The sequence below is a fragment of the Streptomyces sp. bgisy159 genome (assembly GCF_057707805.1).
This window is the reverse complement of the sequence record NZ_JBYIQX010000005.1, coordinates 22,765-47,165: the sequence shown is the minus strand read 5'-3', so window position 1 is coordinate 47,165 and position 24,401 is coordinate 22,765. Positions and strand designations below refer to the sequence as shown.

General features: G+C 71.6%; 24 protein-coding genes and 2 tRNA genes. 8 read left to right on the top strand and 18 right to left on the bottom strand.

Features of this window, described 5'->3' with window-relative positions; genetic code table 11:
• Positions 1–19: 19 nt before the first annotated feature.
• Positions 20–93, top strand: a tRNA-Lys gene (locus tag AC3ET3_RS07230).
• Positions 94–191: 98 nt separating this feature from the next.
• On the opposite strand, the gene AC3ET3_RS07225 is transcribed toward AC3ET3_RS07230, so the two are convergent.
• The 4 genes from AC3ET3_RS07225 to AC3ET3_RS07210 form a co-directional block, all read right to left on the bottom strand.
• Positions 192–623: a DUF3592 domain-containing protein gene (locus AC3ET3_RS07225; RefSeq protein WP_435611838.1), complete on the bottom strand. Its 432-nt coding sequence runs from the start codon at positions 621–623 to the stop codon at positions 192–194.
• A gap of 102 nt (positions 624–725) precedes the next feature.
• On the bottom strand, positions 726–1,331 hold the full coding sequence (locus tag AC3ET3_RS07220) for a lytic polysaccharide monooxygenase auxiliary activity family 9 protein (protein WP_432133205.1): 606 nt from the start codon (positions 1,329–1,331) through the stop codon (positions 726–728).
• Positions 1,332–1,455: 124 nt separating this feature from the next.
• Positions 1,456–2,586 carry an SPFH domain-containing protein gene (locus AC3ET3_RS07215; RefSeq protein WP_435611837.1) on the bottom strand — a complete coding sequence of 377 codons (1,131 nt, stop codon included), beginning with the start codon at positions 2,584–2,586 and terminating at the stop codon, positions 1,456–1,458.
• A gap of 92 nt (positions 2,587–2,678) precedes the next feature.
• On the bottom strand, positions 2,679–4,022 hold the full coding sequence (locus tag AC3ET3_RS07210; protein WP_432133207.1) for a peptidoglycan-binding protein: 1,344 nt from the start codon (positions 4,020–4,022) through the stop codon (positions 2,679–2,681).
• 182 nt (positions 4,023–4,204) lie between these two features.
• Here AC3ET3_RS07210 and AC3ET3_RS07205 point away from each other — a divergent pair.
• A tRNA-Lys gene (locus AC3ET3_RS07205) sits at positions 4,205–4,278 on the top strand.
• A 72-nt stretch (positions 4,279–4,350) separates the two neighbouring features.
• On the opposite strand, the gene AC3ET3_RS07200 is transcribed toward AC3ET3_RS07205, so the two are convergent.
• The 5 genes from AC3ET3_RS07200 to AC3ET3_RS07180 all read right to left on the bottom strand — a co-directional run bounded on the left by AC3ET3_RS07200 (position 4,351) and on the right by AC3ET3_RS07180 (position 8,852).
• Positions 4,351–5,016, bottom strand: a complete 666-nt coding sequence (locus AC3ET3_RS07200) for a class F sortase (RefSeq protein ID WP_435611836.1) — start codon at positions 5,014–5,016, stop codon at positions 4,351–4,353.
• A gap of 5 nt (positions 5,017–5,021) precedes the next feature.
• The gene (locus AC3ET3_RS07195; protein WP_435611835.1) at positions 5,022–5,600 is read right to left on the bottom strand and encodes a hypothetical protein; all 579 of its coding nucleotides are present in this window, start codon (positions 5,598–5,600) and stop codon (positions 5,022–5,024) included.
• Positions 5,601–5,704: 104 nt separating this feature from the next.
• Positions 5,705–6,484 (bottom strand): HAD-IIA family hydrolase, encoded by a 780-nt coding sequence (locus tag AC3ET3_RS07190; RefSeq protein WP_432133210.1) that lies wholly within the window; start codon positions 6,482–6,484, stop codon positions 5,705–5,707.
• Between the two features lie 142 nt (positions 6,485–6,626).
• Positions 6,627–7,511, bottom strand: coding sequence for a hypothetical protein (locus AC3ET3_RS07185; RefSeq protein ID WP_435611834.1), 885 nt, complete (start codon positions 7,509–7,511; stop codon positions 6,627–6,629).
• Between the two features lie 222 nt (positions 7,512–7,733).
• Complete coding sequence (locus tag AC3ET3_RS07180) at positions 7,734–8,852, bottom strand: ROK family transcriptional regulator (RefSeq protein WP_432156680.1); 1,119 nt, start codon at positions 8,850–8,852, stop codon at positions 7,734–7,736.
• 78 nt (positions 8,853–8,930) lie between these two features.
• On the opposite strand from AC3ET3_RS07180, the gene AC3ET3_RS07175 reads away from it, so the two are divergent.
• The 3 genes from AC3ET3_RS07175 to AC3ET3_RS07165 are packed head-to-tail and all read left to right on the top strand — an operon-like array spanning position 8,931 to position 11,505.
• Positions 8,931–10,040, top strand: coding sequence for a Gfo/Idh/MocA family protein (locus AC3ET3_RS07175; RefSeq protein ID WP_432133369.1), 1,110 nt, complete (start codon positions 8,931–8,933; stop codon positions 10,038–10,040).
• Entirely contained in the window at positions 10,040–10,543 is a 504-nt protein-coding gene (locus tag AC3ET3_RS07170) for a heme-degrading domain-containing protein (protein WP_432133213.1), read from the top strand. The genes AC3ET3_RS07175 and AC3ET3_RS07170 overlap by 1 nt, the downstream gene beginning before the upstream one ends.
• Positions 10,544–10,602: 59 nt before the next feature.
• Entirely contained in the window at positions 10,603–11,505 is a 903-nt protein-coding gene (locus AC3ET3_RS07165; protein ID WP_432133214.1) for an LLM class F420-dependent oxidoreductase, read from the top strand.
• A 15-nt stretch (positions 11,506–11,520) separates the two neighbouring features.
• On the opposite strand, the gene AC3ET3_RS07160 is transcribed toward AC3ET3_RS07165, so the two are convergent.
• From AC3ET3_RS07160 to AC3ET3_RS07145, 4 genes are all read right to left on the bottom strand, one after another.
• Entirely contained in the window at positions 11,521–12,378 is an 858-nt protein-coding gene (locus tag AC3ET3_RS07160) for a fumarylacetoacetate hydrolase family protein (RefSeq protein WP_432133215.1), read from the bottom strand.
• Between the two features lie 179 nt (positions 12,379–12,557).
• Complete coding sequence (locus tag AC3ET3_RS07155) at positions 12,558–13,256, bottom strand: YidC/Oxa1 family membrane protein insertase (RefSeq protein WP_432133216.1); 699 nt, start codon at positions 13,254–13,256, stop codon at positions 12,558–12,560.
• Positions 13,257–13,384: 128 nt separating this feature from the next.
• Positions 13,385–13,738 carry a DUF6412 domain-containing protein gene (locus AC3ET3_RS07150; protein ID WP_432133217.1) on the bottom strand — a complete coding sequence of 118 codons (354 nt, stop codon included), beginning with the start codon at positions 13,736–13,738 and terminating at the stop codon, positions 13,385–13,387.
• 195 nt (positions 13,739–13,933) lie between these two features.
• Entirely contained in the window at positions 13,934–14,782 is an 849-nt protein-coding gene (locus AC3ET3_RS07145) for a class E sortase (protein ID WP_432133218.1), read from the bottom strand.
• 397 nt (positions 14,783–15,179) lie between these two features.
• On the opposite strand from AC3ET3_RS07145, the gene AC3ET3_RS07140 reads away from it, so the two are divergent.
• Positions 15,180–16,652, top strand: coding sequence for a glycoside hydrolase (locus tag AC3ET3_RS07140; protein ID WP_435611833.1), 1,473 nt, complete (start codon positions 15,180–15,182; stop codon positions 16,650–16,652).
• A 10-nt stretch (positions 16,653–16,662) separates the two neighbouring features.
• On the opposite strand, the gene AC3ET3_RS07135 is transcribed toward AC3ET3_RS07140, so the two are convergent.
• The gene (locus AC3ET3_RS07135; RefSeq protein ID WP_432133220.1) at positions 16,663–16,953 is read right to left on the bottom strand and encodes a DUF1905 domain-containing protein; all 291 of its coding nucleotides are present in this window, start codon (positions 16,951–16,953) and stop codon (positions 16,663–16,665) included.
• A 113-nt stretch (positions 16,954–17,066) separates the two neighbouring features.
• On the opposite strand from AC3ET3_RS07135, the gene AC3ET3_RS07130 reads away from it, so the two are divergent.
• Together AC3ET3_RS07130 and AC3ET3_RS07125 are read left to right on the top strand one after the other, a co-directional pair.
• Positions 17,067–18,077 carry a hypothetical protein gene (locus AC3ET3_RS07130; RefSeq protein ID WP_435611832.1) on the top strand — a complete coding sequence of 337 codons (1,011 nt, stop codon included), beginning with the start codon at positions 17,067–17,069 and terminating at the stop codon, positions 18,075–18,077.
• 228 nt (positions 18,078–18,305) lie between these two features.
• Positions 18,306–19,637: a DNA cytosine methyltransferase gene (locus AC3ET3_RS07125; RefSeq protein WP_435611831.1), complete on the top strand. Its 1,332-nt coding sequence runs from the start codon at positions 18,306–18,308 to the stop codon at positions 19,635–19,637.
• Here the strand turns inward: AC3ET3_RS07125 and AC3ET3_RS07120 are convergent.
• From AC3ET3_RS07120 to AC3ET3_RS07105, 4 genes are all read right to left on the bottom strand, one after another.
• The gene (locus tag AC3ET3_RS07120; RefSeq protein WP_435611830.1) at positions 19,566–19,961 is read right to left on the bottom strand and encodes a very short patch repair endonuclease; all 396 of its coding nucleotides are present in this window, start codon (positions 19,959–19,961) and stop codon (positions 19,566–19,568) included. The two genes, AC3ET3_RS07125 and AC3ET3_RS07120, sit on opposite strands and share 72 nt — an antisense overlap.
• 115 nt (positions 19,962–20,076) lie before the next feature.
• Complete coding sequence (locus AC3ET3_RS07115) at positions 20,077–21,891, bottom strand: DEAD/DEAH box helicase (RefSeq protein WP_435611905.1); 1,815 nt, start codon at positions 21,889–21,891, stop codon at positions 20,077–20,079.
• Complete coding sequence (locus tag AC3ET3_RS07110; RefSeq protein WP_435611829.1) at positions 21,891–23,312, bottom strand: hypothetical protein; 1,422 nt, start codon at positions 23,310–23,312, stop codon at positions 21,891–21,893. The genes AC3ET3_RS07115 and AC3ET3_RS07110 overlap by 1 nt, the downstream gene beginning before the upstream one ends.
• 17 nt (positions 23,313–23,329) lie before the next feature.
• On the bottom strand, positions 23,330–24,040 hold the full coding sequence (locus tag AC3ET3_RS07105; protein ID WP_435611828.1) for a hypothetical protein: 711 nt from the start codon (positions 24,038–24,040) through the stop codon (positions 23,330–23,332).
• Between the last annotated feature and the right edge of the window lie 361 nt (positions 24,041–24,401).

The following is a 24,401-nucleotide window of genomic DNA, read 5'->3' as shown; positions in this document are numbered from 1 at the left end:
AAGCGGACGGCGAGGGTCTGCGCCGCTAGCTCAGTTGGTTAGAGCAGCTGACTCTTAATCAGCGGGTCCGGGGTTCGAGTCCCTGGCGGCGCACCGGTGAAGGGCCTCTCGTGGGAGCGGGAGGCCCTTCGGCGTGTCCAGGGGCCGGGGAAGGCGTGTCCGCGCCGCCCGCCGGGCTCGCCCGAGTGAGCTCACAGGTCCGGCATGGTCGCCCAGAAGTGCAGGGCGTAGGCGGCCGCGCCGAGCAGGATGACCAGCCAGAAGATCATCGCGGCCGTGTCCTTGCCGGGCTGCGGCTCGGACGCGGTGGCCCGGTCCGGCGCGTCGGGCGCGTAGTACACGAGCACCTCCTCGCCGACGGCCCGGCCGTTCGGGCCGCCGCTCTCCTTGAAGCGGACGGCGGCGCCGGCGTGCGTGGTGTAGTCGTACTCGTGCCACTGGACGCGCCGGGCCACGTTGTTCACCATCTGGGTGGTCGCCCAGGCGCGCACCACCCGGGCGCGCGCCGTCAGCCCGCTCTCCCAAGCGGCCCGCCGCTGCCGGGTGCGGCGCACGATCGCGATCGCGCCCCCCACGCAGATGGCGATCACGGCGAAGACCGATAGGTCGAAGAGTGCTTCCATGGCCCTGCGTACCCCCGTACGTCGGTGTCGGATCCACGTGCGCCGGGGCCGTCGGCGGCACGACCGGCGCACGCGGACCTTACCCGAACGCCCGTACGGGGCTCAGAACGTGACGTCCGAACAGGCGTAGAACGCGTTGCCCGTGTCGGCGATCGTCCACACCCCGAGGATGACGTGGTGGCCGGAGAGGCCGGTGGGAAGGGTGCCGCTGTGGGAGAGGGTGGACGGGGGGCGCCGGCCGCCGTAGGGGACGGTGAGGAAGGGGGTCAGGGTGAGGTCGGAGCGGGAGAGGCGGTGGTCCTGGTTCCAGCCCGGCCGGGTGACGTAGTACTTGAAGTCGGTGGTCGCGTGCATGGCGGTGAACTGCCAGCGGAAGGTGTAGCTCTGCCCGCCGGTCACCCGGGTGGTCGGCCACGCGCCGCCGTTCGGGGTGCGCGGGCCGTCGAGCGGGGCGAACCGGGAGTTGCCGCCCGAGCAGATCGTGCCGTCCGACGGTCCGGCCGCCGGGAAGCCCTTGGGCCCCTCGACGCTCTGCGGCTCCCACTGGATGCCGCCGCAGTTGGTGACGGTGCCGTTCTGGCAGAGCTTCTGCCGGCTGACCGGCAGGTCGGTGTAGCCGTGGCCGCTGGCGCCGCCGGAGGAGAGCACGAAGGCTCCGGTGGTGGCGAGGCCCAGCACGGCCGCGTACAGCTTGGTCCTTGTGCGCATGCTGCCGCTCCTGGAGAACGTGGGGAGTTCTGGGGAGCCCGGGGCGCCCCGGGGAGTGCCATGAGACGTGCAGGTCTAGACCAAGTCCGAGAGTATGGGCGTCACCTGGGCATGTCCATACCAATCACGCGCCCTGTTCCCCGCGCCCCGCGCAGAACGCCACCGTGAGGTCCTTCACCAGTGCCTTGCGCTCGTAGTCGTCCAGTTCCACCAGGCCCCGCATGGTCAGCCGGGTCACCGTGTCCTCGACGGAGTCGACCACCGAGGTGAGCATGGAGGCCCGCTGCTGGGCGTCCAGCGCCGCGATCCGCCGGCGGTGCATCGCCGCGGCCACCTCCGGCGCGTACTCGGCGCGCACCGGCTGCACCGCGTAGACCTCCAGCCCGACCGCGCCCGCGTCCCGCGCCACCAGCCGGGTCAGCGGCTCCACGGCCGCACCGACCGGGCCGCGCCCGGACCCCGGCATCTCCACCGGCACCCGGGCCAGCGCCGCCTCCACGCACTCGCGCAGATAGGTCTCGTGGTCCTCGACCCCGAGCGTGGCCCGCGCGGTGTCCCGCACCCGCCACACCACCAGCACCACCACCCGCAGCGCGACCCCGCTGCTGTCGGCGGCCGGCATCGGCTCGCTGCGCCAGTGCCGCAGCCGCACGTCCACCCGGCGCCGCAACAGCAGCGGGTTCACCCAGAGCAGCCCGGTGCGGCGCACCGTCCCGCGGTAGCGGCCGAACAGCCCGAGCACCCAGGCCCGCCCGGTCCGGCCGCGCGCCAGCCCGCCGATCCCGAACAGACCGAGCGCGCCCGCTCCCGCGTACGCCGCCCACTGGGCCGGGCCCAGCCCGGCCCCGGCGGACACCGGCAGCCGCAGCGCCTCCGTCACCAGCGGCGGCAGCACGCCCGCCCACCAGGAGGTGACCGCGCACCCGGCCGCCCCGCAGGCGCCTGCCAGCACGCCCACGGCGCCGGGCAGCACCCGGGCGGGCCGTTCGACGAGCGCCGGGTCGACCTCGGCCACCGGGCGGGGCCTGGGCGGTACCGGTCGGCGCAGCCTCGGCCGCTCGCCGGTGGCGGGGGCGGGGGCGGGGGTGCGGGTCACCGTGGCGGTGCCGGCCGGTTCCGGCACCGGTGCCGGTTCGTCGCGGAAGAGGAGGTGGACGGGGATCTCGGTGGTCGACTCGGTGTGGATGAGCCGAGCCGGCCGGGGCTGCCCCTCGTCGGGCGGCTCGGGGGTGCGTGTGGTGGTCGTACTGGTCATGCCTGCCTCCAGCCTCCGCGCCAGATGCGGGACAACGATGGGTGCGGGTGGGATCCGGTCGGGGGTGGGGCGGGACCGGCGCTCAGCGGGCCTCAGGAGAACAGCCGCCGCCAGGTCTCCGGGCCCGGGTAGCCGTCCGCCGCCGCGCCGCGCCAGCCCTGGGCGCGCTGGAAGGCCTCTACGGCCCGCCGGTCCGCGGCGCCCCACCGCGGCCCCGGACCCACGGCGTAGTAGCGGCCGTAGCCCTTCTTCACCAGTTGCCTCCCCAGCTGGGTGACGTACGGGTTGTCCGCGCCGGGGCGGAACATCGCCCGGCCGGGGAACGCCGGGACACCCGTCGCGGGCCCGGCCGGACCCGCGGTGCCGGGGGCGATGTCCCGGCCCTGCCCGCCGACCAGCAGTGCCCAGGTGAGCGGCCCGGGCAGTCCGTCGGCGTCGGCGCCCCGCCACCCCTGCGCCTGCTGGAACGCCTGGGTGGCCCTGCGGTCCGCATCGCCCCAGCGCGGGCCGGGTCCGACACTGTAGAAACGTTTCCCGCCGCGCTCGACGAGCATCCGGCCCAGTCGGGTGACGTACGCGTTGTTCGCGCCCGGCCCGAAGGAGGACCGCCCGGGGAAGGCGTCCGACGGCTGTCCGGCACCCGGCTCGGCGTTGCCGCCGTCCTGCTCCGGCCCCGCCGCGTCCGCCGTGACACCCCGGTAGCGGTAGGCGACGTAGCGGTCCGAGTGACTCCAGTAGGCGTACGGCGTGGCCTGGCGGCGGGTGGCCGGGCGGGTCTGCTCGTAGGCGACGTAGTAGCTGTGGGTGTAGTCCGTCCAGCCCCCGAAGATCACCACGTGGGAGCCCTTCTGGGGGTCCGCCGGGTTGTGGAAGAGCAGGATGTCGCCGGGCTGGAGGTCCTCCTTGGCGATGCGGGTGCCGTACTGGCCGAGACTGCCCGTCCACTCGTTCCCCGGCAGGTTCCAGGCCATGGAGACGAAGCCGGAGCAGTCCTGCCGGTAGCCGTCGGACCAGTACGCGGTCATGCTGTACGGCACTTTCGCGGCGACCCAGGTCCTGGCCCGCCGGATGATGTCGGCGCGGGTGGTGGCGGGGGGTTTCGCCGCGGCCGGTGCCGGGGCGGACGGCGCGTCCGGCGGGGTCGCCGGGTGGCCCGCCGGGCCGTGCAGGGGGGCCGTGCCGCCCTGCGGGGTCGTGGGCTCGTCACCCGTGGGAACGCCCGGCCGGGCCGGGCCGTGGGAGGTGGCCAGGGCGGGGGCCGCGTGCCCCGCGGCCAGCGCCGCCGAGGCCGCCGCGACCACGACGACGGCCCGGTGCCCGGCCGGAGTGCGGTGATCCTCCCGGTTCAGCCGCCGCAGCGCGCATCCCGGGCAGTCGCAGTCGCTCGCGGGATCGCATTCCTCGAATGCGGGGGTCCCGAGTACCGGAGTCTCCATGAGATGCCCCTCACACTCCAGATGGACAAGTCGGACCTGTACACGTTGATCAGTCTCACAACCCTGCTGTCCGCGCGCATGTTGACGGTCCGAATGATGTACGCGGGCCCGAGGGGGCGGGCGGGGCCGCGCGGGTGGTCGGGAGCACCCCGGGGGGTCCTGTAGAGTTGTCGCGTCAGCAGGCGCCGCTAGCTCAGTTGGTTAGAGCAGCTGACTCTTAATCAGCGGGTCCGGGGTTCGAGTCCCTGGCGGCGCACAGACGAGAGAAGCCCTCCGCGCGAGCGGGGGGCTTCTCTGTTGCGCCTGCCGTTTCTGTCGCGCCTGCCGTTCAGGCGCTGGTTCCCGTCAGGTACGCCGACACGATCACGTTCGCCGTGTAGCTGCGGCTCACCCGGTCGTAGCTGCCGCCGCAGGTGATCAGGCGGAGCTCGGCGCGGCCGGGCTGCCGGGGGCCGTAGACGTGCGCGGCGTCGAAGAGGTCCCGGCGGATCACCTCCACGTCGTCGACCGTGAACCGGGCGACCTTGCCGTCGGCGCGCACGACCCGGACCGACTCGCCGGGGCGGATCGAGCTCAGCTTGTAGAAGACGGCGGGCCGGGTCTCGGTGTCGACGTGGCCGACCATCAGCGCGGTGCCCTCGGCACCCGGGGCCGCCCCGGCCGCGTACCAGCCGACGACACCCGCCTGCTCGTAGGGCGGCGGGTCGATCCCGCCGTGCGCGTCGAGGCCGCGCGCCACGACGGGGGCCTGCACGCCCAGCTCGGGGATGTCGATGCGCTGCGGCCGGGCCGCGCCCAGGGGGTGGGCCGGGGGCGGGAGTTCCACGCCCGCGGGACGGCCCACGGCGGCCACGTCACCGGTGGTGGGGGCGGACGTGCCGTGCGGTACGTCGGTCACCTCCCGCCCCCACAGCCAGAGTCCCAGGAGCAGGACCGCCCAGGCCAGGCCGGTGATCAGGCGGGTGGTGCCGGAGGAGCGTTCGCCTTCGGACATGGCGGTCAGTCCGTCCCGCGGCTCCGGCGGCGCGCGCCGCGCAGCGCCACGGCGCCGGCCGCCGCGCCGGCCAGGACGATGCCGGTCACCGCCTGGGCGGTGCCGGGGCCGGACACGCGTTCCGCGTCGGCGGTGAACCGCTGGGCGGTCCCGCCGCCGCCCGCCCGCACGGGCGCCACCGGGGACGCGGGCGTGTCGGCGGGCGCGAGACGGTCGGGCGGGTGGGTGACGGGCGATCCCGCCACCACCTTGAGGGTGCCCTTGATCCGGAAGTCGGCGCAGGTGATCCGCACGTCGTAGGAGCCGGCCCGCAGCGAGGTGCGGACCCGGGTCTCGCCGGTGAGGATGCCGCCGTCCGCCCCGACCAGCTGGACGTCCGCGACGAACGCCTCCGACACCGCGACCGCCTTCTCGCCGACGCAGCCGCTGACCCGCAGGGAGACATCGGCGCCCACGGCAGGGGTCGCCGGAGTCACCGAGACGCTTCCCCGGTCACCGCCGTCGGCCGCCTGGGCGACGGGGGCGAGCGCGGTGGCGGCGGCCAGCGCGGCGCACGTACAGAGGGTGGTTTTCAGTGGACCCATTGTGAACCTCCTGTTCACCAGGAGGCTGCTGCCTGGGCCGCGGCGCCGCATCCGCTGCGGGGCCGTGCTGCTCCGTCCGGGTGGATTCCGGCCGGGCGCGGTTTTCAGATCCGCTCGACCAGGTCCGCGATGGAGTCGACGACCTTCGACGGGCGGTACGGGAAGTTCTCCACCTGCTCCGGCCGGGTCAGACCGGTGAGCACCAGGAACGTCTGCATCCCGGCCTCCATGCCGGCGAGGACGTCGGTGTCCATGCGGTCGCCGATCATCGCGCTGGACTCGGAGTGGGCGCCGATCGCGTTCAGCCCGGTGCGCATCATCAGCGGGTTGGGCTTGCCCGCGAAGTACGGCTGCTTGCCGGTCGCCTTCGTGATCAGCGCGGCCACCGCGCCGGTCGCGGGCAGCGGGCCCTCGGTGGAGGGGCCGGTCTCGTCGGGGTTGGTGCAGATGAACCGGGCCCCGTCGTTGATCAGCCGGACCGCCTTGGTCATCGCCTCGAAGGAGTAGGTGCGGGTCTCGCCGAGGACGACGTAGTCCGGCTCGTGGTCGGTGAGGATGTAGCCGATGTCGTGCAGCGCCGTGGTCAGACCGGCCTCGCCGATGACGTACGCCGATCCGCCGGGGCGCTGGTCGTCCAGGAACTTGGCGGTGGCCAGCGCGGAGGTCCAGATGTTCTCGACCGGCACCTCCAGGCCCATGCGGTTCAGCCGGGCCTGCAGGTCGCGCGGGGTGTAGATGGAGTTGTTGGTCAGCACCAGGAAGGGCTTGCCGGACTCGCGGAGCTTCTTGACGAACGCGTCGGCGCCGGGGATCGGGACGCCCTCGTGGATCAGCACACCGTCCATGTCGGTGAGCCACGACTCGATGGGCTTGCGGTCTGCCATGTGCGGGATCTCCTGCCGTACGCATGAGCGAGGTGCTGCGTCCGCCCAGCCTAATCACAGGCCCGATCTTGAGGGAATGGCCGAAGGGCACGGTCTCACCGTCCGGTCGGCGGCGTGGCGGCAGGGTGGAGCAGGGCCCGGGTCAGCGGCGTCCGCGGCCCGGCAGCAGCGCGACCGCCGCGGCGGCGAGGCAGCCGGTGATCAGGCAGGCCACCCCGATGGCGGTCGTGGACACGCCGAACACGGTCGCGGGGGCGCCCAGGCCGGTGCGGGCGAGTTCCCCGGCCCCGTCGGACGGTGTCCGCCCGGCGTCCGGGGTGGCCTCCGGGGGGTCCGAGGCGTCCGGGGCGTCCGGGGCGTCCGGGTGCGGGACGGGCAGCGGGTCGGTGCCGACGGTGAAGCGGTAGTCGTTCGACTGCCCGACCCAGTCGCCGTCGTCGCCGTGCCGCTGGACGACGGCCGCGTTGGCGGTGACCCGGTTGGGGACGGCGTCGGAGGTGAACATCAACCGCACCTCGACGGACACGGTCTGCCGGGGTCCCACGGTGAAGCCGGGGAAGCCCTCGAAGGCGCCGACGAGTTCGTCGCGGTCGGTGGTCTCGAAGGTGACCGGGTGCGGGCGGCCCCCGGCGTAGAACTCCAGGCGCGCCTGGGACGGCCGCAGCGCGCGGGCGCCGTCGACGAACACCACGACCGGATGGATGTCGGTGCAGGTGCGGGCGGTGGTGTTGGTCAGGTCCAGGTGCCAGGTGCCGTACCCGCCGCCGGCCTCGTAGGCGGCCGGGCCGCCGCGCAGCCGGGTGGTGAGCGGGAAGACCCGTGCGTCGGCGACCGCGCAGGCGGGCACGGGCCGGGGCACGGAGAAGGGGGCGGTCCGGGGGGCGGCGAAGCCGGCGGGGGCGGCGGGGGGCGGGGGCGGTGCGAGGGTGGCGGCGTGCGCGGGCCAGGTGACGAGGGCGGCCGTCAGGGCGAGGGTGACGGCGGCGGGTGTGCGTGGCCGGGGCAGTCGTCGCGGGGTGGAGGACACGTGCGGTGCCGGTCGCCGTGCCTGTCGTGGTCGTAGGGCCGGTGGCATTCCCGAGGTCGGTCGCTTGCGCAGTCGCAGGGGTCGCAGTCGCATGGTCATGTGAGCCTGCGGGAACGCGAGGGCGGCGTGGGGGCGCCACTCCGGGCGGGAGCCCGAAGCGGGCACGAAATCCGCCCGTTCAGCTCATACGACTGATACGCCCGGTGAGGGCGCGGCCCTCGGCTACCCCTGCGCCCAGCCGAACACCGGCGCCAGCAGCAGCTGCGCCGCTCCCTCGGCGACGCCCCACGCGCCCCCCGGCGCGATCGAGACGGGCACCGCCCCGGCCCCGGCCCCCTCCCGCAGCGCCCGCGCGTCCAGCACCGCCGCCACCCCCCGTACGTACTCCTGGGGTGCCGACTCCACCATGCGGCCGCCGAGCAGCACCCGGTCGATGTCCAGCAGGCCGACGAGGTTGGCGGCGCCCGCCCCGAGCACCAGGGCGGCGTCCGCCACGTCGCCGCGCTCGACGGCGGCCATGCACAGGGCCTCGACGCACCCGTGGTTGCCGCAGGAGCAGACCGGCCCGCCGAGCTGGAGGATCTGGTGCCCGAACTCCCCCGCCCTGGTGCGGGCGCCCCGGTGCACGGTTCCGTCGAGCACCAGGCCGGCTCCCAGCCCGGTCCCGAGGTGGAGGTAGGCGAAGGAGCCGCGCTCGCCGGCCACGGCGAGGCCGAGCGCGACGGCGTTGGTGTCCTTGTCGACCACGACCGGCATCTCCAGGCGGCGCTCCAGCTCGTCGCGGAGCGGGAAGCTGTCCCACTCGGGGAAGCCGGTGATGCGGCGCAGCACCCCGTCGACGTGGTCCAGCGGCCCCGGCAGGGCGACGCCGGCGCCGAGCAGCGTCCCGGCCGTGGCGGACGCCGCGTCCAGGGCCTCGCGCTCGACGGCGCCGACGACCGCCTCGGCCCCGGCTCCCAGGTCGAGCGGCACCCGGCTCCGGCGGACCACGTCGCCGTCGAGGTCGACGAGCACGGTGCGCAGTTCGTCGCGGTCCAGGTGGATGCCGATCGCGTGTCCGGCGCCCGGCACCAGCCGCAGGACCGTGCGCGGCTTGCCGCCGGTGGAGGCCAGGCGGCCCGCCTCCGCGGCCAGGCCCTCCTCGCGGAGCCGCGCGGTGATCTTGCTGACGGCCTGGGGGGTCAGTCCGGTGCGTTCGGCCAGCTCCAGTCTGCTCACGCCGTCGGGACCGGCCGTGCGCAGCAGGTCGAGCACCAGGGCGGTGTTGTGACTGCGCAGGTCCGGCAGGTTCACTCCGCCGCGCCGGGGCGCGTGGCCGTTGGTCCTGTTCACACAACCCATTGTGCCCCCCGCTTGCACTTTGGCAACACCGTTGCGAAAGTGGGCGGTATGACAGCAGGCCGTACGACATCCGGCGCCATGACGCCGCACGCGACCGGAGCCCCCCGAGCGGCGGCGCCCTCCCCTCACACACCCCTGCGCGTGGGTCTGATCGGCTACGGACTGGCCGGTTCCGTCTTCCACGCCCCGCTGATCGCCGCCACCGAGGGACTCGCTCTGGACACGGTGGTCACGTCGAACCCCGAGCGCCAGAAGCAGGCGCGCGACGCGTACCCCGGGGTACGGACCGTCTCCGGCGCCGGCGAACTGTTCGACCGTGCCGACGAACTGGACCTGGTCGTCGTCGCCTCCCCGAACAAGACCCACGTCCCGCTCGCCACCACCGCGCTGGAGGCCGGTCTACCGGTCGTCGTCGACAAGCCGGTCGCGGGCACGGCCGCCGAGGCGCGCGCCCTGGCCTCCCTCGCCGACGAACGGGGACTGCTGCTGTCCGTCTTCCAGAACCGCCGCTGGGACAACGACTTCCTGACCCTGCGCCGGCTGCTCGCCGACGGCGAGCTGGGCGACGTGTGGCGCTTCGAGTCCCGCTTCGAGCGGTGGCGGCCGAGGCCGAAGGGCGGCTGGCGGGAGTCCGGTGACCCCGCGGAGATCGGAGGCCTGCTCTACGACCTCGGCAGCCACGTCGTCGACCAGGCGCTGGTGCTGTTCGGCCCCGCCGTGTCCGTGTACGCGGAGACGGACGTGCGCCGGCCGGGCGCCGAGACCGACGACGACACCTTCCTCGCGGTCACCCACGCGAGCGGCGTCCGCTCCCACCTGTACGTCTCCGCGACCGCCGCCCAGCTCGGGCCGCGCATGCGGGTGCTGGGCTCGCGGGCCGGCTATGTGAAGTACGGCCTCGATCCGCAGGAGGCGGCGCTGCGCGAGGGCCTGCGCCCCGGCCCCGGCTGGGGCGAGGAGCCCGAGGAGCTGTGGGGCCGGGTGGGCTCCGGGGAGTCACCGCCGACCGGCGGCGGACGACCCGAACGGACCCTCCCCGGCGCCTACCCGGCCTACTACGCTGCGGTGGCCGAGGCACTGATCCACGGCGGCCCCAACCCGGTGACCGCCCTGGAGGCGGCCGCCGCCCTCGACGTCCTGGAGGCGGCCCGCCGTTCGGCACGAGACGGAGTGGCGGTGACGTTGTGATGACGGGTAGCGGGGTCACCCCGAAGTTCAGCCCCGAGATCACCCCGACGATCGAGGAGCTGGAGGCACAGGAACGGCGCCTCGTCTTCCGGCAGTTCACCCACGAGGACGCCTGGGAGCTGGGTTCGCTGCTGGTCGAGATGGCCCGGGAGCGCCAGGCACCGGTGGCCGTCGACATCCACCGCGCCGGACAGCAGCTCTTCCACGCGGCCCTGCGCGGCGCCACCCCCGACAACGACGCCTGGATCGCCCGCAAACGCCGGGTCGTGGAGCGCTACGGCGCCTCCTCCTACCTGGTCGGGGCGCGCTTCCGGGCCAAGGGCACCACCTTCGAGGAGTCCTCCCGCCTCGACCCGGACGTCTACGCCGCGCACGGCGGCTCCTTCCCGGTCCACGTCGAGGGCGTCGGCGTCGTCGGCGCGGTGACGGTGTCCGGGCTGCCGCAGCTGCAGGACCACCGATTCGTGGTGGAGGCACTGGAGTTGTTCCTGAAGCAGGAATGAAGCGGGGGTTCCCTCCGGTTGGCATCGCCGTAGGCAACCTGACGGAGGGAACCCGACCGATGACCTCGAACGAGCCCCAGCCCGAACCCCGGCAGCGCGCGGCGGCGCGGTGGCCGGGCCTCGGGCGGTACGGCGTCTGGAGCGTGGCCCTGCGCTCCGAGGACCCGGACCGCTCCGGCGAACGCGCCGAGGCCGCCGCCGAGTTGGAGGAGCTGGGCTTCGGCACGGTCTGGCTGGGCGGCTCCAGCGCCGTCCACCACGCCGAACCCCTCCTCACGGCCACCTCGACCCTGGCCGTCGGCACCAGCATCCAGAGCATCTGGCAGCACGAGGCCGACGCCACCGCCGCCGCGTACGCCGGCCTGGAGAAGACCCACCCCGGCCGCTTCCTGCTGGGCCTCGGGGTGAGCCACGCCAAGCTCGCCGCCCAGTACCGGCGCCCCTACTCGGCACTCGTCACCTACCTCGACGCCCTGGACGCGGCCGGCGTACCGGCCGGCCGGCGCGTCCTCGCGGCCCTCGGTCCGCGCACCCTGGAGCTGTCCCGCGAGCGGGCCGCCGGCGCGATCCCCTACCTGGTGACCGCCGAGCACACCGCTCAGGCCCGCGAGATCCTCGGCGCGGGCCCGCTGCTGGCGCCGGAGCTGAAGGTCGTCCTGGAGACCGACCCGGACCGCGCCCGCGCGCTGGCCCGCGCCTACCTGGCGATGTACCTCGAACTGCCGAACTACACCAACACCTTCCTCCGGCTGGGCTTCACCGAGGCCGACCTCGCGGGCGGCGGCAGCGACCGGCTCGTGGACGCGGTGTTCGCCTGGGGCGACGAGGACCGGATCCGCGAACGGATCCGTGCCTTCGAAGCCGCCGGCGCCGACCACCTGGCCCTTCAGGTGGTGGACGGCGGCGACCGGGAGTCCCTGCCGAGGGAGGGCTGGCGCAGACTGGCAGCACTGCTCGGCTGAGCCGGTCGGCGACCGCTACGCGTCCTTCAGCTCCTGCCGCTGCCGGCCGAGCCCCTCGACCTCCAGTTCCACGACATCACCGGCCCGCAGGAACGGCTTCGGCTCGGGACGCCCCAGCGCCACCCCGGCAGGTGTCCCCGTGTTGATGACGTCACCGGGGTACAGCGTCATGAACCGGCTGACGTACCGCACGACCTCCCCCACCGGGAAGATCTGATCGGCGGTGGTCCCGTCCTGCTTGAGCTCCCCGTTGACCCAGAGTCGCAGGGAGAGGTCCTGCGGGTCGGGCACCTCGTCGGCGGTCACCAGCCACGGCCCGAGCGGGTTGAAGGTCTCGCAGTTCTTGCCCTTGTCCCAGGTCCCGCCCCGCTCGATCTGGAACTCCCGCTCCGACACGTCGTGCGCGACCGCGTACCCGGCGACATGTGCCAGGCCCTCCTCGGCCGACCCCAGGTAGCGGGCCGTACGTCCGATGACCACGGCCAGCTCCACCTCCCAGTCGGTCTTGGCCGACCCCCGGGGCACCAGCACGGTGTCGTACGGCCCGACGACCGTGTCCGGCGCCTTGAAGAAGACGACCGGCTCGGCGGGCGGCTCGGCGCCGGTCTCGCGGGCGTGGTCGTGGTAGTTCAGCCCGATGCACACGATCTTGCCGATGCGCGCCAGCGGGGGCCCGACGCGCAGCCCCGACGCGTCCAGCGCGGGCAACTCGCCGGCGTCCGCGGCGGCACGGACGAGGCCGAGCGCCGCCTCGTCGGCGAGCAGCGCCCCGTCGACGTCCGCGACGACGCCCGACAGGTCGCGCAGCGTCCCGTCGGCGTCGAGCAGCGCGGGCCGCTCCGCACCCGCCGTACCGACTCGCAGCAGCTTCATGGAATCTCACCGTCTCCCTCGATCGCGGGCGCCCGCCCGAGTCTGCGACCGGAGTGCGGCCGGAGCCCGCAGCCATCGGAGGACTGGTCGATCGTCCAAGGCAGGCGTCCAGTCCGCAATACCCGGTTCACGTACTGGACCGTAGGCCGGCCGAGCCGGACGCCCGCCGCTGCCGTCGGTCAGCGATACAGCACGACCCGCTCCACGGTGGCCCACGCCGTGCTGGTCACCACGTACAGCGCGGCGGCCAGCGGCACCACGGCGACGGTCACGAGCGTCAGGAAGGACGTGAACGGCAGCACCTTCCCGACGGCTCCCATGCCGGGCACGGCGACGGCGGTCCGGGTCTCGGCCATCGTCCGCCTGGTGCGCAGATACGTGAAGGTCGCGAGGCAGGCCACCACGGCGAACAGCCCGAGGTACACCAGTCCGGCGCCCCCGAACACGCCCCCGTCGGCCAGCGCGTCCGCCCATCGGCCGCCGAGAGGCGCGGTGAACAGCCGGTGCCCGAGCAGTTCGTTGGTCTCACCGCCGATCGTCGTGTGCGAGAACAGGTGGTAGAGGACGAAGAAGGCCGGAAGTTGCAGCACACCGGGCAGACAGCCGGCCAGCGGCGACACCTTTTCCTCGGCGTGCAGTTCGAGCACGGCCCGCTGCAGCCGCTCGGGGTCCTTTCCGTACTTCTCGCGCAGTGCCGCGACCTTCGGCTGCAGCGCGGCCCGCGCCCGCTGCCCCCGCGCCGTGGCCCGGGACAGTGGGTGCACCAGCAGCCGTACGAGCGCGGTGAACAGGACGATCGCGGCGGCGGCCGCGGAGGCGTGGAAGACGGGTTCGAGCAGCTCGGCCATCTGCTCGACGAGGTGGACGAAGACGGACATGGACGGGAGGCCCTCCGAGGGATGGGTGGTCGTGCCGGTAGGCGGCGCGCGTTGACGCACGGCATGACGACGACCGGCACGGAAGGCCGACCCCGAAGAGGGTCCGGTACTGATGGCGGGGTGCTGCCCTACGCGACGGCCGTCGGGAGGGCGTCGCCCGGGGCTCTGGCCCGTATGCGCCCGGGGGCGTCCGGGTCGCGCTGCGCCAGGAACGCCGTACGACGGTCCCGGTCGCGTATCGCCGTACGCACCCGGGTGCGCGGCAGGACCGGAGCGCTGCGCCCGGCGAGGACGGCCGAGGCGACGAGCGCCGCCCCGACGGCGGCGGTCGCGGCGAAGGCGACGGCGGCGGTGAGGCCGGCGGAGTGGGACTGCGCGAGGTCGAAGAGAAGCAGACCGACGAGGACGTCCAGCGCGACGAGCGGAAGCGCGACGCTCCCGAAGGGGCGGGGGCGCGAGGCCCGACGACCACCACGGAACATGACCGTCTCCCCCCCCCTTCCCGTCGTGTGACGGATGCTGCGTGTCCGTTTCCCCGGCTGTCTATGAAAACGGCGGAACGACGGCGCCGGTTCCCACTCGCGCCGACGAATGCGTCACCGCGATCACCGGGAGCACTGGGAGCACCGGGAGCACTGGGAGCACCGGAGTCCTCTGGATGACCGGAGTCACCGGGATCACTGGCTCCGAGGGCGCATGGACGTCAGCTTTCCCCACACCACCAGACGGTAGGTGGAGGTGTACGCCGGGGTGCAGGTGGTCAGCGTGAGGTAGTGGCCCGGGGCGCTGTAGCCGTAGGCCGGCTTGGTGAGGGAGCGCGGGACGGGGCGCAGGACGCCGGAGTCGCCGGGTGAGGTCCGCGGCAGGACCCGGTCGACGACGTACGTGAAGACCGCTGTCGCGGTCTCGACCCGGACAGTGTCCCGGGGCCGGAGCCGGTCGAGGTGCCGGAAGGGCTCGCCGTGGGTGTTGCGGTGCCCGGCGAGGGCGAAGTTCCCCGGCCGGCCGGGCTGTTGTGTGCCGGGGTAGTGGCCGACGTAGCCCTTGTCGAGGACGTTGCGCCTGCCGGTGCCCTCGGCGACGGGGACACGGAGGCGGAGGCGGGGCACGGTGAGGACGGCGTACGCCTGGGAAGGGAGGGGGCGGCGGGCGGTCGCGGGGGCCGGGGAAGGACCGCCCCCCGAACCGAAACCCCTACCGGAACCCGAGCCGGAACCGGACGCCTGAGACGTGGGAGCGGCGCTCCCGCTCGTCCCCGCGGCGGCGTCGGCACCGGCGTTCGTGTCTGCGTCCACGTCCTGGGCGCCGTCCCCGGGCTCGCCCTCCCTCTCCCACGCGCGCTCCAGCGCCTCGACCTTGCGCGCGGCCCCCTCCCTGGCCTCCCAGTTGGTCCACCACATCTGATGCGCGACGAGGAGAAGCAGCAACACACCTGTGGTCACGAGGAGTTCGGCACCGCCGAACAGCACACGTCGCCCGAGGGCGCGGCGCCGACGGGTGCCGTGGTGCACGACGGGAATCCGCACGCCCGCACGATAGGGCGCGGGCGACAAGGCCACCAGGCCCGTACGCGCACCACTTCACGTTCGTACGGCCGAACCGCCCGACCCCTTCCTCAACAGGTTTGCGAAAGGGCTGTCAGAACCCTCGACAACACGGCCCGGCACCCCCGATCCTGCTGCCCGCCCCACCAACACACAGCTCCCCCGATCCTGCCGGCCGCCCCACCAACACACAGCTCCCCCGGTTCCGCCGCCCGCCCCACCAACACACCGCACCGTCACCCCACCTGCACCCTCGCCCCCACTCACTGCCCCCCACTCCACCGCACTGCACCCCCGCCACCGCACTGCACCCCCGCCACCGCACTGCACCCCCACCACCGCACTGCTCCTCCCCCAGTGCAACCGAAGCGGAGAATCCATGATCCGGCGCAGAACACTGCTGACGGCCACGGGCGGAGCCCTGGTCGGCAGCGCCCTGGCGACGGGCACCGCCCACGCCGACGCGACCATCGCCGTCAGCCCCTCCACGGCGTACGGCTCCTGGGAGGGCTGGGGCACGTCCCTGGCCTGGTGGGCCAACGTCTTCGGCGACCGCGACGACTTCGCCGACATCTTCTTCAGCACCAAGTCGGTGACGTACGACGGCACCACGCTGCCCGGCCTCGGCCTGAACATCGCCCGCTACAACCTGGGCGCGTGCAGCTGGAACAGCGTGAACGGCGAGACCATGGTGGCGTCGCCGAACATCCCCGCCTTCAAGCAGATCGAGGGCTTCTGGCAGAACTGGAACAACGAGGACCCGGCCTCCTCGGCCTGGAACTGGTCGGCGGACCCCAAGCAGCGCGCGATGCTGGTGAAGGCGGCACGGCGCGGCGCGACGACCGAGCTGTTCGCCAACTCCCCGATGTGGTGGATGTGCTACAACCACAACCCTTCGGGCGCCGCGGACGGCGGCAACAACCTCCAGTCCTGGAACTACCGTCAGCACGCCTCCCACCTCGCGGCGACGGCCCTGTACGCCAGGGACAACTGGGGCGTCGACTTCGCGACCGTGGAACCCTTCAACGAGCCGTCCTCCTCCTGGTGGAAGTCGACCGGCACCCAGGAGGGCTGCCACATCGACTCCTCGGTGCAGGCGGCCGTACTGCCGCACATGAGGAGCGAACTGGACAGGCGCGGTCTGACGGGGACCCGGATCGCCGCCTCCGACGAGACCAGCTACGACCTCGCCCGCACCACCTGGAACTCCTTCTCCTCGGCTACCAAGGGTTACGTCGACCGCGTCAACGTCCACGGCTACCAGGGCTCGGGCGGCCGCAGGGACCTCCTCTACACGGACGTCGTCACGACCTCCCGCAAGGCCCTGTGGAACTCGGAGACCGGCGACAACGACGGCACCGGCATGACCATGGCCGGCAATCTGCTCTACGACTTCCGCTGGCTGCACCCCACGGCCTGGGTGTACTGGCAGGTCATGGACCCGTCCTCGAACTGGGCGATGATCGCGTACGACGCGAACACCCTCCAGCCCGGCGCCGTCCAGACCAAGTACTACGTGATGGCCCAGTTCAGCCGCCACATCCGCCCCGGGATGACGATCCTCGACACCGGGGTCAGCTACGCCGTCGCGGCCCTGGACCGGCAGGCGAACCGCCTGGTGATCGTCGCCGCGAACACCTCCACGTCCGCCCAGACCCTGACCTTCGACCTGTCCCGCTTCGCGACGGCCGTCGGCGGCTCGGGCGGCCTCGTCCCCCGCTGGAACACGGTGACGACGGGCGGCGACCGCTACCGCGCCTACTCCGACACCCGCCTGAACGGAAAGTCGGTGGCGGTGCGCTTCGCCCCGAAGTCGGTCCAGACGCTGCAGATAGACGGAGTGACCGCCTGACCGCGTACCGTCACCGCAGCCGGACCGTCATCTCGACCCGGACCTCGTCCCCCGCCCCCAGCCCCCGCGGCTTGCGCACCGCGTTCTTGAGCGGCAGCAGATAGCCGCCGTCCTTGGGGAACAGCGAGGTCTCGAAGTCGGCCCCGCCGATCCGGGCCCGGACCGGGATCACGCCCCACCCGTAGGTGGCCATCGCGGCGACCTCGCGGATGTCGGCGGACTCCGGTTCGGGCACCGGGACGAAGTAATACGGCGCCGGCCCGCGCCACTCGATCACCCGACCGTCGAAGACGAGCCGCACGGCCCTCACCCCTCGCGTCCGAAGCCTGGCAGGTACACCGCGCAACCTATCGCCCGCCCACCTGGCCCGCCGATGCCTCACCTTTGTCACCGGCGGGCAGTACGGTGTCGTGCATGCGCCCCGACACGCCCGCCGAGACCGTCGACCACAACGCCGAAGCGGCCCGCCTGGAGCGAACCGCCGGCCGGTACCCCGAGGACGCCGAGGCCCTGCTCCTGCGGGCCGCGGCCCACCGGGAACTCGCCGGCGACCGCCCCGCCGCGACGGCCCTCTACGACCGGCTGCTCTCCTCCCCGGCCGGCCTGGACGACCCCCACCTGGTCCGCGCCCTGAAGGCCGCCAACCTCTGGGAGTACGGCCACGAGGCGGAGGCCAGGGCCATCATCGACGGCATCCGCGCGACGGCCCCGCGGGACCCCGCCCCCTGGGTGATCGTGGCGGAGGCGCTGGAGGCCCACGACGAGCTGGAGGCGGCGCAGGAGACCTTCACGGAGGCCGCCCGCCTGCTCCTGACGGACGTCCCGGAGCCCCCGTACTCCACCCACCCCCTCCTCTTCGGCCGCCACCGCGTCCGCCGCATGCTGGGCGCCCCCCACGACACCTGGGACACCCTGGCGGACCGCCTGAACACGGCCCCCGTCTCCCTGGACGAGCTCCACGACCCGAAGCGCGTGTGGTCCCTCGGCTCGACCAACCCCGCCGAGCTCCAGGCGGAGATCTCCCGCCTCCGCGCCGAACTCGGCACCTACCGCGAGGCCCTGTCGCGCCCCTTCCCGGTCGCGGTCCTGCACTGGCCGGCCGACGAACTGGCCGAACTTGTCGCCGACTACCCGTCCCTGGCCGCGGAGTACCCGTCCTACTCCGACCACCTCGCGACCATAGAGACCTCCCTCCGCGAACTCGCCGCCTCCGGCACCCCGAACCTCGGCATCGTCACCGCCACCGTCCCCTCCTACGAGGCCTTCGCGGCCTCGGAGGGCTCGTCCCCAGCGGACGCGACCCTGCTGCCGCAGTACGCGACGACACTGGCGGCCCGAGGCCGCGCGGTGGCCTGGCCGCCGCAGCGGGGGGCGGGGTGCTGGTGTGGGGCGGGGCGGGTTTATGGGGAGTGCCACGGCGAGTGACACTGCCCTGCCCGGCCAACCTCGCCGGAGCCCAGGGCGAGAAAGGGGCCATGGGAAACACGCTCCTGCGTATACCGTATGGCAAGATCGCGCGTGAGTTCGACAACAGGTGACCAGCCTGCCGCCGACGCTCGGATGAACCGGGTGGGAAGTGCGAGACTCTTGGTGCTGGGGAGCAGTTGCTCATCACTGCTCCCGACCTGTACTTGATCATCCAGGAGGAGCTGCATGCCCCGCAGCGGCCAGAAGCGACCGCAGTTCGCCTCGCCATTGACCTCGATCGAGATCTGCGCGGGCGCCGGTGGGCAAGCCGTCGGGCTGCACAATGCCGGTTTCGACCACCGCGCGCTCGTGGAGTGGGACCCGCACGCCGTGGCCACCCTGCGGGCCAACGTGGGCGACTGGCCCGGATGGGACCAGGAGAAGGCTGACGCCATCCGCCCTATGGACGTCAAGGATTTCCTGGAGTCCGAAACCCGGGAGAATCTCGGCTTGGAGCCCGGAGACCTCGATCTGCTCGCCGGAGGGGTGCCGTGCCCTCCGTTCTCCCTGGCGGGACAAAGGCTCGGCCCTGACGACGAACGCGATCTTTTCCCCGCGGCGCTTGACATCATCGAGGCTCTGCTGCCCAAGGCAGTGATGATTGAGAACGTTCGGGGAATCCTGGAACCCCCGGAGTTTTTTATCGAGTACCGGATTTCAATCCTCGAAAGGCTCCGCAAGCTCGGCTACCTGGTGCCCGAGGTAGATCCGCACCTTTCTGCCGCTGAGCAGGACATCGTTATGCGATCGGTCTGGCGGCGCCTCGATGCTAGCTATTTCGGTGTCCCGCAGCTTCGGCCGCGCGCGATTCTGGTGGCCATTCACAAGAGTGCCGTAAGTCCAGGCACTCAGGATTTCAGGTGGCCCGCAAGGATGAAGGGTGATCCAGCAACGGTCCAGGGAGAACTGCATGACAGCATGAAAGCTCGCTGCAAGGAGTTCTGGGACAAGAATCTTCACGGGCAGCCGGCAGGGCCTGGAGAGAAGACGGGACAGCAAATCTTCGAGAAGTGGGAAAAGGCAAATTCAGGCAAGAAGATCGCCCCCACTCTCGTGGGCGGGTCAAAGAAGCACGGCGGCGCCGACCTTGGCCCCACTCGCGCCAAGCGTGCTTGGCGCGACCTGGGCATTGACGGCATGGGGATCGCGAACGACCCCGAGGACTGCGTGCCGGAGCGCGACCTGTTCCGCCCGAACGGGCCCATGCTCACGGTCGCTCAGGCTGCAATCATTCAAGGCTTCCCGGAGGACTGGAAGTTCCAGGGCCGTAAGACCGCCCGCTACCGGCAGGTCGGGAATGCTTTCCCGCCCCCGGTGGCTGAAGCCGTTGGACGGGCTATCGCGGCTGTTCTGCGCCCTCAACACAGCGAGGAACTTCTTGCCGAATACGAGATGGAACCGGCAGGAGCGCCGCCCGTTGAAGACACCCCACGACAGCTGGAGATTTCAGTCGCCGCCCGGGCTCCGCTTGCGCCGCTTCAAGACCGTGAGAGCGATTTTGTCGGCACAGGCGTCTGATGGTTCATGCTCCCAGAAGCGGAGCACGCACCATCCGGCTGCCGCTAGTTTCTGGTCCGTGTCCCTGTCCCGTTTTACGTTCCGCAGGACCTTCTCGGACCAGTAACCTGAGTTCGTTCTGGGCGGCACGTAATGCTCTGGACAGCCATGCCAGTAACAACCGTCTATAAAGACGGCGACTTTCGCCGGGCGGAAGACCAAGTCCGCCGTCCGGCGCAGGTCCGGCAAGGGCCGAGCAGCGACGCGGTAGCGGAGACCCTTGGCGTGGACCAGCCTCCGGATGAGCCACTCGGGCTTCGTGTCACGGCTGCGGATCGCCTGCATGTTGCGACGGCGTGCTGCGGACGAAGCCCAGGAACCTTCCGGGGCCTCCCAATCGGCATCGTGGGACACACCGCAGAGGGTAGTCCCACGAGGCACGCAGCACGCGGCGCCCGTCCTAGCGGCCTCCCATGTGACTGAGGAGTGCCTCTATGTCACTCGGTGCGAGACCGGCCGCCACCGAGGGCTCCTCCTCCAGGTCAGCGAGCTGCTGGACCGTGGGGTCATCCAGGATGCGCCCCATGAAGTCGAGCTTCCGCTCCAGGCGCTCGGCCACCACCTCGTCGATGGAATTCCTCACGGCCAGGACAGTCACCCGGGTCTCCGTGTCGGGAGCCAGCCCAAGGCGGTGGATCCGGTCGAGGCTCTGCAGGAAGCGGCCTGCCATGAAGTCCCGGTCCACGTAGACGGCGTCATGGCACACATGGTGCAAGCTGATCCCCTCTCCCAGGGTGGCCGGGTTCGAGATCAGCACCATGCACGCCGGGTCCTCCCGAAACCGCCGAAGCTGCTCCTCGCGGTCCGCGGTGCCGCCGTGGACGACGGCCGGACTGTACTTCTCCAAGAGGCGTTCCAGCGTGGTGAGGCTCCTGACGAAGGTCGTCCAGACCAGCGTCTTCCGGCCCTCCGCGGCGTTCTGCGCGATGATCGCAATGGCCTCCTGGTACTTGGGCGACAGCTCGTAGTCCGGGAGGTTCTGCAGAAGCGAGTACAAGGGGCTGCCCTCGGGGGCCTCTAGCGGCGGCAGCTGGTAGGCGAGCGGCTCGTACCGGCTGCCCCCCTCAACGAGCAGGGCGGGACTCGTGGCCGCCATGAGGAGGCGCAGAGCCGTTTTGCCCAGGCTGCTGAGGTCCTCGCGCGCCGCGCCCCTGGTCTCGCCGCCCACGAGAGCCGTGTAGATCTCGTCGTGCAAGAGCGGCATGTCAACGAAGCGAAGCCCCAGCTGCACCGGAGGCAGACCGAGTTCCTGCTTGGTCGTGCGCGTGAACAGCGGCCGGAGGACCGCGCTGGCGTGAGCGAGGTCACCGCCGGCCACCGCCTGGACCACCGTGCGCTGACCGTGCCCCGGCCAGACGAAGCCCAGAAGGTTTTCCAGGTCCCTGGAACCGTTGGGGGCCGGCGTGCCGGTCAGGATCAGCCTGCGTGCGGCCAGCGGGCCGAGAGCCATGCAGGCGGCCCCGTACGTCCCCCGGGCGCCCAGCTTCATCCGGTGCGCCTCGTCCAGGATGATCATTGAGGAACCCGACTTGAGCCAGCCGGCCAGCATGGGCAACGACCGGTCGAGACGCTCGTAATTGACTACGAGCACTTCGGCCCATTCGTCCCACGAGCCGTCCAGGACGTTGATCCGCAGGGGGTGGATGAGGCACTCGGCGGTCTCGTAACGCCAGGACTCGTAGGCCGACTTGGGGCAGACGACCAGCAGCCGACTCACCTTGCCGGCAGCCTTCTGCGCGGCGTACACAGCGAGGGCGACGCGGGTCTTGCCGGCTCCGGGCACGCTGAAGTTCGCGCCGTGCTGCAACGACAGCAGCTTCGCGATGTCGCGGCGTTGGAACTCGCTGAGTTCTGCCTTCCAGGCGTCACCGAGGAGGGCGGGCACGTCGTCGGGCGCAACTTCGCCGGGCGCGTCCCGCCCCGCGAGCCGCTGTTGCACGGTGTGTGCGTCCTGAACCACACCGGAGACCAGCTCCCGCAGGTCATCCGCCCACTCCACGCCGGCCGGGTCGGACCAGGTGCCGAGCAGGGCGAGGTCCGAAAGCAGCTCATCCAGGGAAACCGAGGCACTCAGCGGACCGAGCTGGCCGCCGGTGCGAAACCGGGCGGCCAGCTGTACCAGTTCCTGCTGGAACGATTCCGTAGTCCGCAGGACGACTCGGGTCCGGGTCTCGTCGAACCCGAGGCGCAGCGACTTCTCGCTGACGGAACTGATCACCGGGAGCCCTCCGCCGCGACCGCCTCCAGTAGCCAGGCCACACCGTCTCCTGGCTGCGGAAGCCCCCGGCCAGCCTGCTGAGCGAGCTTGACGAGGCTGCCCCGCAGCTTGACCACCGCTTCATCGAACGCCTCCTCGTCCAGGCTGCGGGAGGTCCGTGCCTGCACCAGGTCGCTCACGCACTGGTCGATGCTCGCGCTGGCTTCCGCCAGCCGGGCGGGGGCGAGCTGCTTGCGCTTGCGCAGCCGGGCGTTGCGACCCGCCGCGTCGATCGCCTCGTCGAACGCCTTCTTCGTGCCGTCCCAGACATCCTGCGCAGCGGCCTTCTGCTCGTCACCGATGTCCGGGACTTCGTTCCTCACCAGGGCGGCGGCACGGAGGATCTCGTCGTTCATCGCCCTGGCCTCCGCGACGGCGGAGGAGGCGGCGGGCACTTCCAGGTCCAGACCGGGGATGGACACCGACTGCGGTTGCACCACCGTCGTACCGCCCATGGGCAACTGATGCTCAAGCCCCGCTTTCAGGAAGTCTTCGTTGATGTGCCGGACATCCGTCTTCGAGAAGTCGAGCAGGATCGCGGCCAGGCGCAGCTCCTTCAGGACCTCGGCCTGGTCACGGTCCACCGTTTCCAGCTTGACGTACAGCCGGTGAAGCTCCTTGAGCCGCTCCTGCGCGCCTTCCCAGTCCACCAGGCGCAGTCCGTTGCCCCCGCCCGTGCGGCTGCGCTCGTTCAGTTCTCGGATCGTGCTGAGGATCCACCGCTCCTGGTGATAAGTGCGTACCTGGATGCGGAAGTCCTTGGCGATCTGCTCCGGCGTCCGGCCCAGCGCCGCCTGCTCCTCCATGGCGATAAGGCGGTTGATGTAGGAGTAGTCACGCCGGTGATCCTTGCGAAGCTGCAAGGCCAGCTCGACGGCGTTGACGTCGGCCCAGGTGAACGACGCCGGCAGGACACCCACGCGCATCGACTGCGCACCGAGTTCCCGCAGCGCGGCCGCCCGGGTGTTGCCGTTGACCAGCACCCCCTGCCAGGTCACGAGCCCGGGATCGTTCTGCCCGAACTGGTCAAGGCTGTCCTTGAGGACATCGAAGTCCTTGTCCCGCACGTTCGTGTTCTCGGGGTCAGCCTTGAGCAGAAAGCCGAGGTAGTCCTGGCTCTCCGCACACCAGGGGTCCTTGTCCAGCAGCGCGTCCCGCTCAGCGTCGTGGCTGCGCTGGGCGCGAATCCGGTGGGTGCTGGGGTTGAAGTACAGGCTGCTCAGCGGGAGATCGATCACCTCGACATGGGCCTGCTGCCCGTTCCAGTCAACGGTCACCGTCTCCCGCGTACCGCCAGCCTTCTTGACCTCCTCGACCTTCTTGCTGATCAGTTCGCTGAACTCGGCCGCCCTAGGCGGGGCCGGAAACTCGCGCATCATCGTCGTCCCGTCCTGTCTCAGTCGTCCGTACCGTCGAGCTTGTCGGCCACGGCCTTGCGTACGTCCGCAGGCAACGTCCGGTACAACCCCCACAGCTTCTCCAGCGCGCTGGGGGACCGACGGTCTGCGGCAATCCACCCGCGGAGCACCGTCCGCTCCACGAATGCCATCGACTCGATCTCCGCCAGGACGTCCGCCATGTGCACGGTCCGGTCCACGTTGCCCCGGCCGCACCGCTGGCACTCCGTGACGAGCTGGTGCATGACGCTGCCGTCCGGCTGAACGACCGGCCGGCGCGCCACGTTGAGCACGGCCTGCTCCAGCCCCCCGTCTCCGTACGTCTCGCCACCCGACACGCCGCAGGTCCGGCAGAGGTAGCCGTCGTCCTGCAACACCTTGGCCCGCTGGGCGTTGGTGATGCTGCCCTTGTGGACGGGTGCCTTGGACTTCCCAGGGACCCAGACGTCAGCCCCTCTGGTCCGGAAGCGGTGCTCCTGCTGGCGCAAAGTCGGGTCCTCACGGCTCGTGGCGATCTCCCACCCGTGGTCACGCAGGTCACGCATACGCCGGTCGATCTGCGCCACATCCGGGAAGGCGGCCCGCAGGTCGGCCTTGGTGAAGGTGCCGCTCTCCTTCACCTCCTGGATCAGCCACAGCGCGACGCGCGCCTTGGTTCCGAGCTTGCTGGACCCGTAGGTCGTGTCCCGCCAAGACGGCAGCGTGGTCATCCGTTCCCTCCCATATGGGAATCACCTGAATCTGGCTTTAAGGCGTGCACCATCACATAACGGCACTTAAGGCTCCGTTGTGATGCAGATGTTTGCCTCTCGGCCACCCCCCGCTTCAAGAGCGGCTGGGCTTCAGTGAACACCACGAATGCCGAGAATCAATCCCGTTTGAACACTTGCCCGACACAAAGCAAGCCTTGCTCATCAAAAGCAAGCACAACTCCATCACCACTGCGGCAGAATGAGCATGAATCCCGGCAACGGCGGTGCTGGCAGGCCTACTTGCCGGAGAACGGGGAGGTCTCAGGAGCGTGCCGTACAGCAGAACAAGTCGCCCTCCATACGCGTGGGCGAAGAAGCC